Here is a 15,975-nt window from a genome sequence, read left to right on the forward strand (position 1 = left end):
ACGCTGCTGCAGGCCCAACCGGGGCCGAAGCGCGGAGCGAGCGGGCGCCCCGGCTCGGCCAGCAGCAGCGTGGTGCCGGTGCCGTGCCGGTCCGGGCAGAACGACCGGTCCGCCCCGGCGGCGCGGAGGGCGGCGGCGAGGTCGTCCGGCTGCAGCGCGGGCAGATCCGCTTGCAGCGCCCCGATCCGGGCCACCCGCAGCTCGGCGTCGCCGTGCCGCAGCGCCGCGTTGAGCCCGGCAGCGGGGGAGTCCGGGATCACGTCCACGCCCGCGGCGGTGAACTCGGCGGTCAGCCTCGGATCGGAGGTGATCACGACGACCCCGGCGACGCCCTCGGCGCGGCGAGCCGCGGCCACTGTGTCCAACGCCACGGCGGCCACCAGCTCGGCGTGCGCGACGGGGCTGCGCGCGCCCGCGTCGGCGGCGCCGAGCAGCCGGGACTTGGCCCGGTGCAGCGGTTTGATCGGCACGATGAGGTGCACCGCGGGGCAGTCCTGCTGCGGGAACCGGCGGCTCGGCTGGTGGTCGTCAGCGCTCACCCCTCCATCTTCCCGGCCGGGGCGACAGGGGCGCGGAGCCGACTGGTTGCCGACGTGCGGGGACGTTCGGGGTAACTTTGCGGGCGCTCGCGAGGACAAGTGAGGAGTTGCCGTGGCGGAACCGAAGAGCCTCCGGCGCCAGCGGAGGAAGACCAGCGAGAAGGCGCGGGGCACGGGCAAGTTCTGGCTCGGCCTGGCGCGCGGTGTTTTCTACCCGCTGACCGGTGCGCTCGCCCGCACCGAGGTGCGCGGGCTGCACAACATCCCGGCGGACGGTCCGGTGCTGCTGGTGCTCAACCACGTCTCCCACCTGGACCCGGTGTTCGACGCGGTGACCGTGCACCGCGCCGCGCGGGTGCCGCGCTTCCTGGCCAAGAACACGCTGTGGAACGTCCCGGTGCTCAAGAGCGTGCTGGTCGGCGTGGAGCAGATCCCGGTCTACCGCGGCACCGCCGACGCGCAGAAGAGCCTGCGGGACGCGCACGAAGCGCTGGAGCGCGGCAAGGCGATCGTGATCTACCCGGACGGCACCATCACCAAGGACCCCGACGGCTGGCCGATGACGCCGAAGGTCGGGGTGGCGCGGCTGGCGCTGGCCCACGACATCCCGGTGATCCCGGCCGCGCGCTGGGGAACCCGCGACCTCTACGACCACTACAAGAAGCGCTTCCGCCCGTTCCCGCGCAAGACCGTGAAGTACGCCTTCGGCGAACCGCTGGACCTGTCGGCCTACCGCGGCAAGGAGAACGAGCCGCAGGCGCTGCGCGAGGTCACCAACCTGGCCATGCGCCGGGTGGGCGACCTGCTCGGCGAGATCCGCGGCGAGCAGCAGCCGGACGAGTTCTACAGCCCCGCGCGCAAGAAGCGGGACGACGATGGCGCGGCCTGAGCGGATCGCGGTGCTCGGCGCCGGATCCTGGGGCACCACCTTCGCGAAGGTCCTGGCCGACGCGGGCAACGACGTCGTCCTGTGGGCGCGCCGCGCCGAGGTCGCCGAGGCGATCAACGAATCCCGCCGCAACCCCGGGTACCTGCCGGACGTCCGGCTCCCGGAGTCGCTGCGCGCGACCGACGACGCGGCCGCAGCGGTGCACGACGCCGACGTAGTGGTGCTGGCGGTGCCCAGCCAGACGCTGCGCGAGAACCTCGCCGGCTGGCAGCCGCTGCTGCCGGCGGGCGCGACGCTGGTGAGCCTGGCCAAGGGCGTCGAGCTGAGCACGCTGAAGCGGATGAGCGAGGTCATCGCCGAGGTCGCCGACGTGCCGATGGACCAGGTCGCGGTGGTGTCCGGCCCGAACCTGGCCAAGGAGATCGCCGCCGAGCAGCCGACCGCGACCGTGGTGGCCTGCGCCGACCACGACCGCGCCGTCGCGCTGCAGCACGCCTGCTCGACGCCGTACTTCCGGCCGTACACCAACACCGACCTGATCGGCATCGAGATCGCCGGCGCCTGCAAGAACGTCATCGCGCTGGCCTGCGGCATGGCGGTCGGGCTCGGCTTCGGGGACAACACGATGTCCTCGCTGATCACCCGCGGCCTGGCCGAGACGACCCGGCTGGGCGCGGCGCTGGGCGCGGACCCGATGACCTTCGCAGGCCTGGCCGGGCTGGGCGACCTGGTGGCCACCTGCATGTCGCCGCTGTCGCGCAACCGGACCTTCGGCGAACGCCTCGGCCGCGGCGAGACCCTGGCGCAAGCGCAGGAAGCGGCGCACGGCCAGGTGTCCGAAGGCGTGAAGTCCTGCTCGTCGATCCGCCAGCTGGCCGCCCGCCACGGCGTGGAGATGCCGATCACCGACGTGGTGCACCGCGTCTGCCACGAAGACCTGCAACCAGGTCCGGCGGCAGCAGAACTACTCGGCCGCGAACGCAAGGCGGAATGACTTCTTTTTAGCGGCTGGTTTGCGTGGCGGTGCGGGTGGCGGAACCTCAGAGGCTTTCTCGCTGCGGGATCCCGTTTTTGTGTATGACCAATACACGGCAAACGGGCTGTCCTCGCGAGAAAGCCTCTGAGAACCCGCGGCGGTGCCGGTTGCGAGGGTGGGTTATGCGGCTGCGCCGCATGCGGTCCCTTGCCGGGCGGTGCTGGTCGGCGTCGCGGTGCGGTTTACCGCTGGAAGCGGCTTCGCCGCTTGCCTGACGGTCGTTCGTTCATGAGATTTGCCTCTCAGCGTGTGCTCCGGCGGTGGTACCGATGGGTGGCTTTGCCGGTTTGGGAGCACGTTTGTGCTGGCCATGGACCGTGAGCACTTTGGGTTGCTATGGCGACCCAAAGTGCTCACGGGGTGGTGGGGTGTTGCTGGCCGGGGGCGTCGGGGGAAGCTGCTGGGGCTGCCGCCGGGTTCGCCGGTGCGCAGCCGTCGTTCGGTTTGCCCGCGCGATCGTTGGACCTGCGACCACCGTCGTTCGCGGGGATGGTTGAGCAGAGTGATGTGGCAGGTGAGTTGTGAGCACTTCGGAACTTGGGGACGGCACGCGCTGCGTGCGGGGCGGCCACCCGGAACCGGTCGGCGGGACCCCGATGCTGCCGGGGCCGGTGTTCGCCGCCCCGTTCCACCTCGGCGAGGACTACCAGGGCGGCGGTGACTTCTACGGCCGGGCGAGCAACCCCACCTGGCGGGCTCTGGAATCGGCGATCGGCGACCTCGACGGCGGGCACTGCCTGCTGCTGCCCTCGGGCATGGCCGCGATCAGCACGGTGCTGCGCGCGGTCCTGCGCCACGGCGACAAGCTCGTCCTGCCCGACGACGGCTACTACGCCACCCGGAACTTCGTGCGCGACGAGCTGACCGAGCTGGCCCTGGACGTCCGGGAGATCAGCACCCTCGGGCCGTGGACCGACGACGTGTTCGCCGGAGTCCGCCTGGTGCTGCTGGAAACCCCGTCGAACCCGGGGCTCGACGTGTGCGACATCGCCGAGCTCGCCGAGCGCGCGCACCGCGCGGGAGCGCTGCTGGCGGTGGACAACACGACGGCGACGCCGCTGGGTCAGCGCCCGCTGGAGCTGGGCGCGGACATCGTGATCGCCAGCGACACCAAGGCGTTGTCCGGGCACAGCGACCTGCTGATGGGCCACGTGTCGGTGCGCGACCCGGAGCTGGCCGAGCGGCTGCTGCGGGCGCGGACGCTGTCCGGCTCGATCCCCGGACCGTTCGAGACGTGGTTGGTGCACCGCAGCATGGGCACGCTCGACGTCCGCCTGGCGCGGCAGGCGGAGAACGCGGCCGCGCTCGTCGAGGCGCTGCGCGGGCACCCGAAGATCTCGGGCCTGCGCTGGCCGGGTTCGCCCGACGACCCGTCGCACGAGCTCGCCCAGCGCCAGATGCGCCGCTGGGGCGGGGTGTTCCGGTTCGAGCTGGCCGACGCGGCTGCGGTGGACGAGTTCGTCCGGCGCAGCGAACTGGTGGTCGCGGCGACCAGCTTCGGCGGCCTGCACAGCACCGTCGACCGCCGGGCCCAGTGGGGCGACCCGGTGCCGGCGGGCTTCGTCCGCTTCTCCGCGGGCTGCGAGAACCCGGAAGACCTGGTCGCCGACGTCCTCCAAGCCCTCTCCTGACCTCCGCGCCCCGGGGATCGGTCGGCGTCGACCGGTCCCCGGCGGTGTCCTACGGGGTGGGACGGGACACACTCCGTGGGGTGAGATGTCGCTGGTCAGTTGACGTGGCGGGTCCGGGGCTGGTTGAGTTCTCGGCATGTTGTTGCGCGCGATGAACGGTCGGCGGGGTCACATCGACCTCCACCGCGTTGCCAGCGCGCTCTGTTCGTGTTCTTCGTGTTGATCGATCTCCGGTAATCCCCGGGTGTTTCCGCGCGTGCCCGCACGCCCGCACCCGGAATCCACGCACGATCCCGAAGGACTTCCTCACGTGTTCGCCGTTCCGCCGAATACCCTTGCCGCTGCTGCCGATCTGACGATCGCGCACCCGGTCCGCATCGCCCGAGAGCTCGCCGCCGACCGCGGTTCGTGGACGCACTTGCTGCGCTACGACCCGGACCAGCGCTGGTTCGGCCTGATCGCCCGCACCGAGCACTACGAGGCCTGGCTGCTGAGCTGGCTGCCCGGCCAGCACACCGAACTGCACGACCACGGCGGTGCCACCGGTGCTTTCACCATCATCTCCGGCAACCTCACCGAGCGCGTGGTGCGCGGCGGCGGTGCCGAGGTGCTGAACTCGTTGACCGCGGGCCAGTCCCGCGTCTTCGGCCCGGACTACGTGCACCAGGTGTCCAACACCGGGCCGGACCCGGCGGTGAGCATCCACGTCTACCGCCCGGTCCGGACCCCGATGACCACCTACGTCCACGACCCGATCACCGGCCTCCGGCCCACGGGCACGCAGCTCGGCTGAGCCCGCCAGCAGGTCGCGGCGCGGAACGGTCGATCAGCCGGTGCGCTCGTGCCTGCGGCGGCGTTGTTGCGCCGCGGCGGCGCGGTCGCGCGGGGCGTCGCGCTCGATCAGGTTGCGGGTCACGGATTCCTGCATCTCGACCGGTTTGTGGTCGTCGTACTTGAACTTCGCCGTCACCGATTCGACGTGCACGACGACGCCGCGGATCCCCTTGAGCATCCGGTGGAACGGGCCGTCCTGCGCGCGCACTTCGTCGGTTCCGCCGGCGGGCTGGAAGTGCTCGATCTGCCGACGCAGCAGTGCGGCCTTGCCCTCGGGGTCGTCCACCAGCTCCGCTGTTCCGGAGAGCTGCACGCTCGCGTAGTGGCTGGTCGGAACGCCGGAGCTCGGCGGCACGTCCACCGCTCGCCACGGGCCCGGGATGTAGGCGTAATCGTCCACAACGGACAGAACGCAGTGCGGATCGTGCTCCAGCGCGCGCCAGATCGGGTTCGGCCGGGCGAGGTGGATCAGGACGCGGTCGCCGTCGAGCGCGAAGTGCGTCGGCTGCACGATCGGACGGCGTTCCGGGTCGACGGCCACGAGCTGCCCGAAGTCGTGCCCGTCGGCCAGCCACCGCCGCCACTCCTCGTCGTCGCGCGCGGCGTCCCAGGGGTGCACCAGCAACTCACACCTCCGGCGTCTTCTTGGTGAAGTGGAAGGACGAGATGGCGAACCCGGACGCCAGGTAGCGGCGGTGCGCGTCGTGCCGGTGCGTGCCGGAGTCCAGGTGGACCTGCTCGGCGCCGATCCGCCGCGCCTCCGCGTCGATCCACTCCAGCAGCGCGGCCCCGTGCCCCCGCCGCCGCGCGCTCGGTGCCGTGACCAGGTCGTCGACGTAGACGTGGTGGCCCCAGGCGAAGCACAGCCCGGCGCGGAAGCCCGCCACCGCCGCCACCTCGCCGTCGTCGTACGCGGCGATCATCCGGTACCCGTGCGCCTGCTGCTGCTTGGCCTGGGCCAGGAAGTCCTCCAGCGAGCCCAGGTTCGGGCGCAGCTCGAGCAGAACCGGGTACGCCGGGGTGAAGTCGGTCAGCTCCTGGACGGTCATGCCGAGTACCTCCGGTCCCGCACGTGCGCCGGGACTTCGAAGTCCGCCGCCAGGTCGTCGGCCGGTTCTGGCGCGCCCCACCGTGTTTCCAGCGGCAGCACCCCGGCCCAGGCCTTGCCCGCTTCGACGTCCTCGTCCTCGTCGACCGGACCGCCGGAGCGGATCTTCACCGCCGCTTCGGTCAGGTCGAGCGCGAGGACGGCGGTGGCGGCGAGCTCCTTCTTGTTCGGCTGCCGCGCGTGCTCCCAGGACCCGGGGGCCAGGTGCTCGGTGATCACCTGCAGCGCCTGCCACCTCTCGTCCGGATCGGTGACCTGGCGGGCTCGGCCGTGGATCACCGCCGACCGGTAGTTCACGGAGAAGTGGAACGCCGACCGCGCGTAGACGATCCCGTCGACGTTGGTCACGGTCACGCAGACCTCGGCCGCCTCGCGCAGGCTCCGCGCGCCGGTGGACCCGTGGACGTAGAGCGTGTCGCCGATGCGACCGTAGCCGGTGGGCAGCACGCGCGGCGCGCCGTCGACCAGCACACCGAGGTGGCAGATCAGGCTGGCGTCGAGCACCTCGTGCAGGTCGCTGCGCTCGGTGCGGGCGCGTGCGCTGCCGCGGCGGATGGTGGACCGTTCCGTGGGCGAGAGCTGTTGGGTCACGCAGAACAGGATCATCTGGGAAGTGGCATTATCGAAGTGCCAATCAGGGAGAATTTCGAAATGCCACATGTCGTGCCCGCGAGTTCGCCGCTGCTGGAGCTGGCCATCGACCTGCGCCGCGACGATCCGCGCCCGCTCGCCGTCCAGCTCGCCGACGCCCTCCGGCACGCCGCGACCATCGGCCAGCTGCGCGGCGGCGACCGCTTGCCGTCGACCCGCGCGCTGGCACGCCACCTCGAGGTCAGCCGCACGGTGACCGCTGCCGCCTACGAGCAGCTGCACGCCGAGGGCTGGATCGCCGGTCGGCACGGCTCCGGGACCTACGTCACGACCAGCCCGCCCGGCGCGCAGACCGGAACGCCGAACGGCGAGTCCCGGGACGAGCGGACACCGCAGGAACCGACCGTGGTGCTGAGGCCCGGCGTGCCCTGGGCCGAAGGCATCGACCGCGCGGCATGGCGGCGGGCCTGGCGAGCGGCGGCCGACGTGGAGCCGGACTCGACACCGCACCGGGCCGGGGTGCTCTCCTACCGCGAAGCCGTCGTCGAGCACCTGCTGCGGCACCGCGGACTCGTCCTCGGCGGGCTGACGGTCGACAACGTACTCGCCACCGGGGGCACCACCGCCGCGGTCATCGAGCTGGCGTCGAGCGTGCTGGAGCCGGGGGACGCGATCGCGGTGGAGGAGCCCGGGTACCAACGCGCGGTCGGCGCGCTGAGATCGGTCGGGGCGCGGGTGGTCCCGGCGCGCGTGGACCACGCCGGGATCGTGGTCGACGCCATCCCGGAAGGCGTGCGCGCGGTCTACTGCTCCCCGGCGCACCAGTACCCGATCGGCGGGCGGCTGCCCGCGGAGCGCCGGATAGCGCTCGTGGAGCGGGCGCGGGCCGAGGGGTGGCTGATCATCGAGGACGACTACGACGGGGAGCTGCGCTACGACGTCGCGCCGCTGCCGGTGCTCGCGTCGATGGCGCCGGACGTCGTCGTGCACCTGGGCACCACGAGCAAGATCATCTCGCCGACGCTGGGCGTGGGCTGGATGCTCGCCCCGGACCGGGTTTCCGAAGCGGTGGTGGAGCGCCGCACGCTCACCGGCACGAACCCGGCTGCCGCGGGCCAGCGCGTCCTGGCGGAGTTCGCCCGCAACGGCGACCTCGGACGCCACCTGCGTCGGCTGCGGCGCGAGCTCTCGCAGCGCCGGACCCTGGTCGTCGACGGCCTGGCGGCCGAAGGGGTGGAGGTGTTCGGCGACCGCGCCGGCGCTCACGTCGTCCTGCCCCTGCCGGACGCCGAAACCGAGCAGCGGGTCGTCGCCGAGGCGGGGGAGCGGGGTCTGGTCCTGGACGGCCTCCGCCGCCACCACTGCGGCCCGCAGCAGTGGTTCGGCCTCGCCCTCGGCTACGCCTCCTGCTCCCGCGAAGACCTGACCCGTGCCCTGCCCACCATCGCCCGGCTGTGCCGTCCCTGACTGCTCCGGGAACCCGCAGTTTCAATTGAAACTGTGATCCGCCGTGGGTGGGATCTGCAGTTTCAATTGAAACTGTGGTCCACATGGTGGGAGCCGGGGGTCGGTACGGACGGGATCTGGTCGGTCGCGGTGGGTGTCGGGGTGCTCGTTCCGGGGTCGGGGTCGGGCGCAGGTTGTGGAACGGGGATGCGGCTGGCCGGGTAGGGTCCGGCGCATGACACAGCGCAAGACCCGGGTGGCGGTCGTCTTCGGCGGCCGCAGCACCGAACACGGCATCTCCTGCGTGTCCGCCGGTAGCGTGCTCGCGCACCTGGACCAGGACCGCTTCGAGATCGTGCCGGTCGGCATCACCCGCGAGGGTGCCTGGGTGCTGGGCACCGACGACCCGAAGCAGCTGGAGATCCGGGACCGCAAGGCGCCGGTGGTCGAGTCCGGCACCGCCATCGCGCTGCCCGGTGACCCCACGCGGCGCGACCTGGTGCTGCTGGGGCCGGAGCGGGGCGGCGAGGTGCTGTCGTCGGTGGACGTGGTGTTCCCGGTGCTGCACGGCGCCTTCGGCGAGGACGGCACCATCCAGGGGCTGCTCGAGATGGCCGACGTGCCCTACGTGGGGCCGGGCGTGCTGTCCAGCGCGGTGTCGATGGACAAGGAGTACACCAAGAAGCTGCTCGCCGCGGAGGGCCTGGCGGTCGGCACCTACGAGGTGCTGCGCCGCGACCAGTCCACACTGGACGAAGCGCAGCGCGAGCGGCTCGGGCTGCCGGTGTTCGTCAAGCCCGCGCGCGCCGGGTCGTCGCTGGGCATCAGCAAGGTCACCGACTGGGCCGACCTGGACGCGGCGATCGCCGAGGCGCGGCGCACCGACCCCAAGGTGATCATCGAGGCCGCGGTGGTCGGGCGCGAGATCGAGTGCGGCGTGCTGGAGTTCCCGGACGGCCGGATCGAGGCCTCGCAGCCCGCCGAGCTGCGCGTGACCGGCGAATCCGACTGGTACGACTACGAGTCCAAGTACCTCGACGACGTCACCGAGTTCGACATCCCGGCCAAGATCGGCGACGACGCGATCGAGCAGCTGCGCTCGGACGCGGTGACCGCCTTCCGCGCGCTGGAGTGCCAGGGCCTGGCCCGGGTCGACTTCTTCCTCTCCGAGGCCGGCGAGCTGATCGTCAACGAGGTCAACACCATGCCCGGCTTCACGTCGATCTCGCTGTACCCGCGGATGTGGGCGCACAGCGGCGTGGACTACGCGACCCTGCTGAGCATCCTCATCGACACGGCCGTCAACCGCGGCACCGGCCTGCGCTGACCAGCTGAGAACGGCCCCGGCCCCGCAACGGGGACCGGGGCCGTTCCACGTCCGCTGCTCAAGCGGCGTGGTGGAAGGTCGTCGTCACGGTGCCGCCGTCGTCGATGTGGTGCAGGGCCATCCCGGGGGCACCGTCGTCCACCATGAGCGGCCGGCGATCCGGGTCGACGCCGAGTTCGGACGCGACACCCGGAGCGCCGAGCACCGGCACGCCGGCCAGCGAGGACGCCAGCGGCGTGTGCACGTGACCGGACAGGACCGCCACCACGCGCGGGATCCGCTGGACGAGTTCGACCAGGACGTCGGGATTGGTCAGCGGGATCGCGTCGACGAAGGGGTGCCCGATCTCGACCGGCGGTTGGTGCAGCGCCAGCACCACCTGGTGCGCGCCCTGCGCCGCGGTTCCGGCGGCCCGCACCACGTCGTCGCGGAGGAAGCCGTGGTCCTCGCCGGGCACGGTGACGTCCAATCCGATCACCCGAACCCGGTCCACTTCGAGGACCGGGCACTGCTCCTGAGCCAGCTCCGCGCGCAGCGTGGCCGGGTCGTCGTGGTTGCCCGGGATGGCGATCCACGGCGGACGGTTCGCCATCAGCTCGGCGAAAGCGCGGTACTCCTCGGGCCTGCCGCGATCGCTGATGTCGCCGGTGGCCACGATCGCATCGGGCCGACGGGGCGCGGCGAGGTCGAGCACCTGCCGCAGCCGCTCCGCGGAGGCGGGGTCGTCGGTCAGGTGCGGGTCGCTGACGTGGAGCAGGGTGGCACTCATGATCGCCACGCTAACCACCGGCGGTGCCCAGCTGGTCCCGTCAGGGGAAGACCGGCTGCTTGGGGAGCTTGTCGCGCAGGATCGCCGAGAGGTCCTGGAGCGGGCCGGTTCCGGTTTCGCCGGGCAGGCTCAGCGCGACGTAGACCGGGCGGTCGACCGCCAGCCACGAGGTGTCGCCGCCCTGGTCGATCTTCAGCCAGCTCACGCCGGAGACGTCCACCAGCTGCGCGGTCGGCGTCAGCTCCGCGGGGGCGTCGATGCCGCAGCGCACCGTGATCGGGTCGTGGTCCGCGTCGCCCCACGCCACCGTCGCCCGGGGCACCGGGGCCGAGAGCTCGCGGCGCGGGACCTGGGTGCCGTCCACCGCCAGCTCGCGCGGCAGCGCGTCGATCACCGACGTGCACTCCGGCGTTTCCGCCTTCGGAGCGGGGATCGGGGCCAGCGGGAGCGGGCCTTCGCGGCGCTCCTTCACGGCGGCTTCGGCCGCCTGCTGCTCCTGGCGGGCGGTGTACCAGCCGTACGTGCCGATTCCGGCGACCGCCAGGGCGAGGAGTGCTCCGAGCGTGATCGCCACGATCAACACCGGCCGGGGCACTCCGGTCGCTGATTGGTGAACCACGTCGTCCACTACAGCACGGCCGCCGTCGTCGCTGGACACCGGCCTGGCCGCGCGGATGGGCGCCCTCCGCGGTGGAGGGCGCCCATCAACACCGCTTCGTCAGAGGTGCACCACCGGGCAGGTGAGGGTCCGGGTGATGCCTTCCACGTTCTGGATCTTGGCGACGACCATCTTGCCGAGCTGGTCGACGTTCTCCGCTTCGGCGCGCACGATCACGTCATACGGACCGGTGACGTCCTCGGCGCTGATGACGCCTTCGAAGTCCTTGATCTCACCGGCCACGGCGGCGGCCTTGCCGACTTCGGTCTGGATGAGGATGTATGCCTGAACCACGGCGTGCCCCTTCGTCTTGCCGATGTGCTCGGGGTAGGAAACTGGCAGAAAGCTACCCCATTTGACCGAGCAGATGCTCAAGGAAGGAAGGTCCCAGTTGGGTCCTGATTCGTCGCAGGACGCACAGACCGTTTCCCAGTTGGGTGAGTTCGGTCTCATCGACCGGGTGACAGCGGGGCGGCCGCAGTCACCCGGAACCCTGCTCGGTCCCGGGGACGACGCAGCGGTCCTGGCCGCTCCGGACGGGCGGGTGGTGGCTTCCACCGACGTGCTCGTCGAAGGAGTGCACTTCCGTTTCGACTGGTCCACCCCGCACCAGGTGGGCCGCAAGGCCTGCGCGGTGAACCTCTCCGACATCGCCGCGATGGGCGCGGTGCCCACCGGCGTGCTGGTCGGGCTGGCCTGCGCCCCGGACCTGCCCACGAGCGTCGCCGACGAGCTGCTCGACGGCATGTGGGAAGAAGCACAGCGGGTCGGCATCGGCATCGTCGGCGGCGACATGGTGTCGTCGACCTCACTGACGATCTCCGTCACGGCCCTCGGCGATCTGCAGGGCCGGGAGCCGGTGACCCGCTCCGGGGCGCGCCCCGGCGACGTGGTGGCGGTGGCCGGTCGGCTCGGCTGGTCGGCGGCCGGGCTGGCCGTGCTCGGGCGGGGGTTCCGCTCCCCGGTCGCGGTGGTCGGCGCGCACCGCGTCCCGGAACCGCCGTACGAGGCCGGTCCGCAGGCGGCGCTGGCCGGCGCGACATCCATGATGGACACGTCCGACGGCCTGCTGGCCGACCTCGGCCACATCGCGACGGCCTCGCAGGTCGCCATCGACGTGCGCACCGAGCAGGTGGAGGTGCCGCAGCGGCTCACCGAGGTCGCCTCGGCGCTCGGCGCCGACGCCCGGCACTGGGTGCTCACCGGCGGCGAGGACCAGGCCCTGATCGCCACGTTCCCGGCGGAGCAGGAGCTGCCGGAGGGCTGGCGGGAGATCGGCGTGGTCGCCGAAGGTTCGGGCGTCACCGTGGACGGCGGCGAGTACGCCGGCCCGAGCGGCTGGGAGCACTGGCGCTAGGTGGAGATGTGAAAGGGCCCCGGTGCGCCGAAGCGCTCCGGGGCCCTTTTCCGCGACCGGGTCAGCTCGCCGAGGACGGCGCCTCGGAAGGGGCGTGCTGCATGAGCGGCTTCCCCGCGGTCTCCTTCATCAGCAGGATCGGCACCAGGGCCACCAGCGCCGCGCCCATCAAGTAGTACGCCGGGAACATGGTGTTGCCGGTGCTCTTGACGACCGCGTCGTTGACCAGCGGCGCGGTGCCGCCGAAGGCCGCGGTGGAGATGTTGTAGCCGATGCAGAAGGCCGCGTAGCGGACCTTGGTCGGGAACATCGCGGGTAGCGTCGCGGCCAGCGGGCCGATCAGCTGCACGTGCCCGATCGCCAGCAGCGCCAGACCGCAGACCGTGGTCAGCACGGTGCCCTGGGCGATCAGCAGGAACGCCGGGATGGGCAGGACGATGAAGCAGATCGCCGCGGACAGGAACAGCGGTTTGCGGCCGACCCGGTCCGACAGCGCGCCGATCGGCGTGATGATCACCATCATGAACAGCACGGTGAGCAGCAGCGGCACCAGGACCTGGTAGTCCTGACCCTCCGGCACGCTGAGCGTGTCCTTCAGGTAGGTCTCCATGTAGGTCAGGATCGTGTAGTTCGCGATGTTGATCAGGACCACGATGCCCATCAGGATCAGCAGCTGGCGCCACCACTCCTTGAGCAGGTCCTTCAGCGGCGATTTGGCGACCTCGTGGGTGGCCTCCAGCTCCTTGAACGCCGGGGTGTCCTCCAGCTTGCTCCGGAGGTAGAGCCCGACGGCGCCGAGCGGACCGGCGATCAGGAACGGAATGCGCCAGCCCCAGTCCGCCATTCCGTCGGTGCCGATGTTCAAGATCAGGATTGTCGGCACCAGCGCGCCGAGTCCGAATCCGACCAGAGTTCCGAATTCCAGCCAGCTGCCCCAGAATCCGCGCTTGCGGTCAGGTGCGAACTCCGCGATGTAGGTGGCGGCACCACCGTATTCACCGCCGGTGGAGAAGCCCTGCAACAAGCGGCACAGGAGCAACAGCATCGGCGCCAAGATTCCGATGGTGTCGTAGGTCGGCAACAATCCGATGACGAATGTTGATCCCGACATCAACAAGATCGTCAGGGCGAGTACCTTCTGCCGCCCGATTCGGTCGCCCAGCGGCCCGAAGAACAGGCTGCCCAGCGGCCGGAACAGGAAGGAGATGGCGAAGACGCCGAAGGCGGAGACCGTCTCCCACGGGCCGGGAAAGAACTGGTGACCGACGTAGGCCGCGACGTAGGCGTATACCCCGAAGTCGTACCACTCCGTGGTATTTCCGATTGCGGCGGCGCCGACCGCGCGGCGCAGCAGTGCGCGCTGCTCGGGTGTTTCGGCTTTCTCCTGCGAAGTCATGGTTTTGCGGCCCACCTCCGGGTCATGCCGTCCACGGCCGTGGTCGATCGACAACTTCGCCAGAACCTAGCCGAGTAGCCACTGGCGGGCCACCAAATGGCCATGATTGGCGCATTCCGATGGTATTTCTTTAATGCAAAGGGACGCTGTTCTGGCGCTCTGAACGGCGCTCCGGTGGGTTGCGGATTTGACAGCTGAATTCGCCGGATGACTAGCGAAAATGCAACCATCGGGTGATGGTCGGTCACGGGCGTGGCCAATATCGCAGCGATTCGTTACTTCGATCGTGTGTGACGTGCGACACATTCGCGAGTTGGGTGGTGGATCTCGGGGGTGCCGCCGGTCGATCTCGGCGGCTCGTTAGGGTGCTCTGCATGACCGCGCGTCCACTGCACGAACTCGTCGAGGCCGGGTGGGCCGAGGCCCTCGCCCCGGTCGCGGAGAAGGTCAAGGAGGCGGGCGAGTTCCTGCGCGCCGAGGTCGCGGCGGGACGCCAGTACCTGCCGGCACCCGAGCACGTGCTGCGCGCGTTCCAGCAGCCCTTCGACGAGGTCCGGGTGCTGATCGTCGGCCAGGACCCGTACCCGACGCCGGGCCACGCGGTGGGACTCAGCTTCTCGGTCGCTCCCGGCGTCGCACCGCCGCGGAGCCTGGTCAACATCTACCGCGAGTACACCGAGGACCTGGGGCACCCGAAGCCGACCAGCGGCGACCTGACGCCCTGGACCGAGCGCGGCGTGCTGCTGCTCAACAGGAGCCTGACGGTCGAACCCCGCAAGCCCGGCTCGCACCGCGGCAAGGGCTGGGAGCAGGTCACCGCGCAGGCCATCCGCGCGCTCGCCGCCCGCGACAAGCCGCTGGTGGCGATCTTGTGGGGCCGCGACGCCCGCGATCTCCGCCCGCTGATGCCGGGCGTGGACTGCGTCGAGTCGGCGCACCCGAGCCCGATGTCGGCCGACCGCGGCTTCTTCGGTTCGCGACCGTTCAGCCGGGTCAACGAGCTGCTGGCCGCCAAGGGCGTCGAGCCCATCGACTGGAAGCTCCCGTAACTCCCGTTTTCGCTGGTCACCCAGTCTGGATTTCAGTACCGCCCGGTCGTACATTTGCCCTTGCCGGAAGTTGCGCTCGGGGCGGAAGAAGGCTCGTCATGGGAGCCGACCGGAACACCAGCGGCCTGCGGTGCCTGGTCCGCAGGCTGTTCCCCGGTGCCAACCCGCTGCGCCGGCGCACTGATCTCTTCGAACCGATCGCGCTGCTGCTCGCCGTGCTGGTCGTGGCGGCCGCCGCCGTGGTGGCGCTGCTGGTGGCGCGCGACGAGCTGAACAACCGCCTCGCCGTGGTCGAGCAGGAGCAGGCCACCAGGCACCAGGTGGTGGCCTCGGTGGTGGCCGAGCTGCCCAGCAGCGCGACGGGGCACCGGCCGGTCGCGGTGCACTGGGGCCAGCCGCCCGCTGATCGGTTCGCGGTGGTGGACCTGCCGGCCCGGGCGCCGGCCGCCGGCACGCTCCCGATCTGGGTGGACGACCAGGACCGGCTGGTCGCCCCGCCGCTCACCGGCGGCGAAGCGGCGCAAGCAGCGGGTCTGGCCGGAGCGGGAGTCCTGCTCGGAGCTGCGCTGATGACCACGCTCGGCCTGCTCGGCGCGCGCGCCTGGGTCACCCACCGCCGGCTCGAGGCCTGGGCGGCCGAGTGGGAGAAGGTCGAGCCGCAGTGGCGCAACCACACTTCGTAGGAAGTCTCCTTGGTGGTCGTTCTGTCCTTGTCTTTGATGCGCCGAAGGCGCATGGCCCGCCCTCGGCGCTGGCACCGCCGCGGGTTCTCAGCGTTCGCCTGGCGAGGACGGCGCAGCTGCCGTGTATTGGCATACATCAAGTCGGGCACCCGGAGTCCAGGCGGGCGCTGAGGTTCCGCTACCCGCACCGCTACTCGGAACGACCACCGGAGACAGGCCTTGAGCAGCAAAAACCCCGAGGCCCTGATGACCTCGGGGTTTAACGCGCTGTGATTCAGCCGCGCGCGACCTTGCCAGCTCGCAGGCAGGAGGTGCACACGTTCATGCGCTTGCGCTGCGACAGGCCGATCTTGGCGTGCACGGTCTGAATGTTCGGGTTCCACCGGCGCCGAGTCTTCCGGTGGGAGTGCGAGACCGAGTTGCCGAAGCCAGGTCCCTTCTTGCAGACGTCGCAGACGGCAGCCACGTCAGACACCCCTTACTTTGCTTGACGGTTACAGCGATGAGAGCCACGCAAGCGACCCCCACTTGCGTGAGAGCTTGCTGTTCACCGCCGTTGGCGGCGGCCTGAGCCCGGAAATCCGGACGCCCTGGGTCATCGCCACCCTGGGACCGGATCAGTGTATCCCACCGTTGACCGCCCCTCCGGCGGTGGGGGCGCG

Annotated in this window: 18 protein-coding genes; 9 read left to right on the forward strand and 9 right to left on the reverse strand. The window is 70.9% G+C overall.

What is annotated here, in order from left to right; translation table 11 throughout:
* A partial coding sequence (cofC, locus tag OU415_RS29165) for a 2-phospho-L-lactate guanylyltransferase (protein WP_270952554.1) occupies positions 1-539 on the reverse strand: 539 nt, incomplete at its 3' end.
* A 112-nt stretch (positions 540-651) separates the two neighbouring features.
* On the opposite strand from cofC, the gene OU415_RS29170 reads away from it, so the two are divergent.
* The 4 genes from OU415_RS29170 (at position 652) to OU415_RS29185 (ending at position 4,888) form a co-directional block, all read left to right on the forward strand.
* The gene (locus OU415_RS29170; RefSeq protein WP_270952555.1) at positions 652-1,428 is read left to right on the forward strand and encodes a lysophospholipid acyltransferase family protein; all 777 of its coding nucleotides are present in this window, start codon (positions 652-654) and stop codon (positions 1,426-1,428) included.
* On the forward strand, positions 1,415-2,422 hold the full coding sequence (locus OU415_RS29175; RefSeq protein ID WP_270952556.1) for an NAD(P)H-dependent glycerol-3-phosphate dehydrogenase: 1,008 nt from the start codon (positions 1,415-1,417) through the stop codon (positions 2,420-2,422). Before OU415_RS29170 ends, OU415_RS29175 begins: the two co-directional genes overlap by 14 nt.
* 563 nt (positions 2,423-2,985) lie before the next feature.
* A complete protein-coding gene (locus tag OU415_RS29180) occupies positions 2,986-4,095 on the forward strand; it encodes a cystathionine gamma-lyase (protein ID WP_270952557.1) in 1,110 nt (369 codons plus the stop codon).
* A 310-nt stretch (positions 4,096-4,405) separates the two neighbouring features.
* Complete coding sequence (locus OU415_RS29185; protein ID WP_270952558.1) at positions 4,406-4,888, forward strand: cysteine dioxygenase; 483 nt, start codon at positions 4,406-4,408, stop codon at positions 4,886-4,888.
* Between the two features lie 33 nt (positions 4,889-4,921).
* Here OU415_RS29185 and OU415_RS29190 read toward each other — a convergent pair whose 3' ends face one another.
* From OU415_RS29190 to OU415_RS29200, 3 genes are read right to left on the reverse strand one after another with little or no spacing between them, the layout of a single operon-like run.
* On the reverse strand, positions 4,922-5,548 hold the full coding sequence (locus OU415_RS29190) for an FMN-binding negative transcriptional regulator (protein WP_270952598.1): 627 nt from the start codon (positions 5,546-5,548) through the stop codon (positions 4,922-4,924).
* A 7-nt stretch (positions 5,549-5,555) separates the two neighbouring features.
* Positions 5,556-5,978 (reverse strand): GNAT family N-acetyltransferase, encoded by a 423-nt coding sequence (locus tag OU415_RS29195; protein WP_270952559.1) that lies wholly within the window; start codon positions 5,976-5,978, stop codon positions 5,556-5,558.
* Positions 5,975-6,628 (reverse strand): pyridoxamine 5'-phosphate oxidase family protein, encoded by a 654-nt coding sequence (locus tag OU415_RS29200; protein WP_270952560.1) that lies wholly within the window; start codon positions 6,626-6,628, stop codon positions 5,975-5,977. Before OU415_RS29200 ends, OU415_RS29195 begins: the two co-directional genes overlap by 4 nt.
* A 60-nt stretch (positions 6,629-6,688) precedes the next feature.
* On the opposite strand from OU415_RS29200, the gene pdxR reads away from it, so the two are divergent.
* Both pdxR and OU415_RS29210 read left to right on the forward strand, forming a co-directional pair.
* Entirely contained in the window at positions 6,689-8,095 is a 1,407-nt protein-coding gene (gene pdxR, locus OU415_RS29205; protein WP_270952561.1) for a MocR-like pyridoxine biosynthesis transcription factor PdxR, read from the forward strand.
* A gap of 214 nt (positions 8,096-8,309) precedes the next feature.
* A complete protein-coding gene (locus OU415_RS29210; RefSeq protein WP_270952562.1) occupies positions 8,310-9,401 on the forward strand; it encodes a D-alanine--D-alanine ligase family protein in 1,092 nt (363 codons plus the stop codon).
* Between the two features lie 58 nt (positions 9,402-9,459).
* Here OU415_RS29210 and OU415_RS29215 read toward each other — a convergent pair whose 3' ends face one another.
* The 3 genes from OU415_RS29215 to OU415_RS29225 all read right to left on the reverse strand — a co-directional run bounded on the left by OU415_RS29215 (position 9,460) and on the right by OU415_RS29225 (position 11,122).
* Positions 9,460-10,170, reverse strand: a complete 711-nt coding sequence (locus OU415_RS29215) for a metallophosphoesterase (protein WP_270952564.1) — start codon at positions 10,168-10,170, stop codon at positions 9,460-9,462.
* Between the two features lie 40 nt (positions 10,171-10,210).
* Positions 10,211-10,744 carry a DUF3515 domain-containing protein gene (locus OU415_RS29220; RefSeq protein WP_270952565.1) on the reverse strand — a complete coding sequence of 178 codons (534 nt, stop codon included), beginning with the start codon at positions 10,742-10,744 and terminating at the stop codon, positions 10,211-10,213.
* Positions 10,745-10,888: 144 nt separating this feature from the next.
* Entirely contained in the window at positions 10,889-11,122 is a 234-nt protein-coding gene (locus OU415_RS29225; protein ID WP_270952566.1) for an Lrp/AsnC family transcriptional regulator, read from the reverse strand.
* Positions 11,123-11,195: 73 nt separating this feature from the next.
* On the opposite strand from OU415_RS29225, the gene OU415_RS29230 reads away from it, so the two are divergent.
* Entirely contained in the window at positions 11,196-12,185 is a 990-nt protein-coding gene (locus OU415_RS29230; protein ID WP_270952599.1) for a thiamine-phosphate kinase, read from the forward strand.
* A gap of 61 nt (positions 12,186-12,246) precedes the next feature.
* On the opposite strand, the gene OU415_RS29235 is transcribed toward OU415_RS29230, so the two are convergent.
* Complete coding sequence (locus OU415_RS29235) at positions 12,247-13,581, reverse strand: MFS transporter (RefSeq protein ID WP_270952567.1); 1,335 nt, start codon at positions 13,579-13,581, stop codon at positions 12,247-12,249.
* Between the two features lie 374 nt (positions 13,582-13,955).
* On the opposite strand from OU415_RS29235, the gene OU415_RS29240 reads away from it, so the two are divergent.
* Positions 13,956-14,630, forward strand: coding sequence for a uracil-DNA glycosylase (locus OU415_RS29240; RefSeq protein ID WP_270952568.1), 675 nt, complete (start codon positions 13,956-13,958; stop codon positions 14,628-14,630).
* Positions 14,631-14,728: 98 nt separating this feature from the next.
* A complete protein-coding gene (locus tag OU415_RS29245; protein ID WP_270952570.1) occupies positions 14,729-15,313 on the forward strand; it encodes an Rv1733c family protein in 585 nt (194 codons plus the stop codon).
* Positions 15,314-15,587: 274 nt separating this feature from the next.
* On the opposite strand, the gene rpmB is transcribed toward OU415_RS29245, so the two are convergent.
* Positions 15,588-15,779, reverse strand: coding sequence for a 50S ribosomal protein L28 (gene rpmB / locus OU415_RS29250; protein ID WP_270952571.1), 192 nt, complete (start codon positions 15,777-15,779; stop codon positions 15,588-15,590).
* Between the last annotated feature and the right edge of the window lie 196 nt (positions 15,780-15,975).

Origin of the sequence: Saccharopolyspora oryzae, assembly GCF_027853915.1 — a bacterium.
Classification (GTDB): Bacteria; Actinomycetota; Actinomycetes; order Mycobacteriales; family Pseudonocardiaceae; genus Saccharopolyspora; species Saccharopolyspora oryzae.

What these genes read in the sequence shown, in the direction of transcription:
- OU415_RS29175 (WP_270952556.1), top strand. Translation starts at nt 1,415, where the DNA reads ATGGCGCGGCCTGAGCGGATCGCGGTGCTCGGCGCCGGATCCTGGGGC.
- OU415_RS29195 (WP_270952559.1), bottom strand. Translation starts at nt 5,978, where the DNA reads ATGACCGTCCAGGAGCTGACCGACTTCACCCCGGCGTACCCGGTTCTG.
- pdxR (WP_270952561.1), top strand. Translation starts at nt 6,689, where the DNA reads ATGCCACATGTCGTGCCCGCGAGTTCGCCGCTGCTGGAGCTGGCCATC.
- OU415_RS29210 (WP_270952562.1), top strand. Translation starts at nt 8,310, where the DNA reads ATGACACAGCGCAAGACCCGGGTGGCGGTCGTCTTCGGCGGCCGCAGC.
- OU415_RS29215 (WP_270952564.1), bottom strand. Translation starts at nt 10,170, where the DNA reads ATGAGTGCCACCCTGCTCCACGTCAGCGACCCGCACCTGACCGACGAC.
- OU415_RS29230 (WP_270952599.1), top strand. Translation starts at nt 11,196, where the DNA reads ATGCTCAAGGAAGGAAGGTCCCAGTTGGGTCCTGATTCGTCGCAGGAC.
- OU415_RS29235 (WP_270952567.1), bottom strand. Translation starts at nt 13,581, where the DNA reads ATGACTTCGCAGGAGAAAGCCGAAACACCCGAGCAGCGCGCACTGCTG.
- OU415_RS29240 (WP_270952568.1), top strand. Translation starts at nt 13,956, where the DNA reads ATGACCGCGCGTCCACTGCACGAACTCGTCGAGGCCGGGTGGGCCGAG.
- OU415_RS29245 (WP_270952570.1), top strand. Translation starts at nt 14,729, where the DNA reads ATGGGAGCCGACCGGAACACCAGCGGCCTGCGGTGCCTGGTCCGCAGG.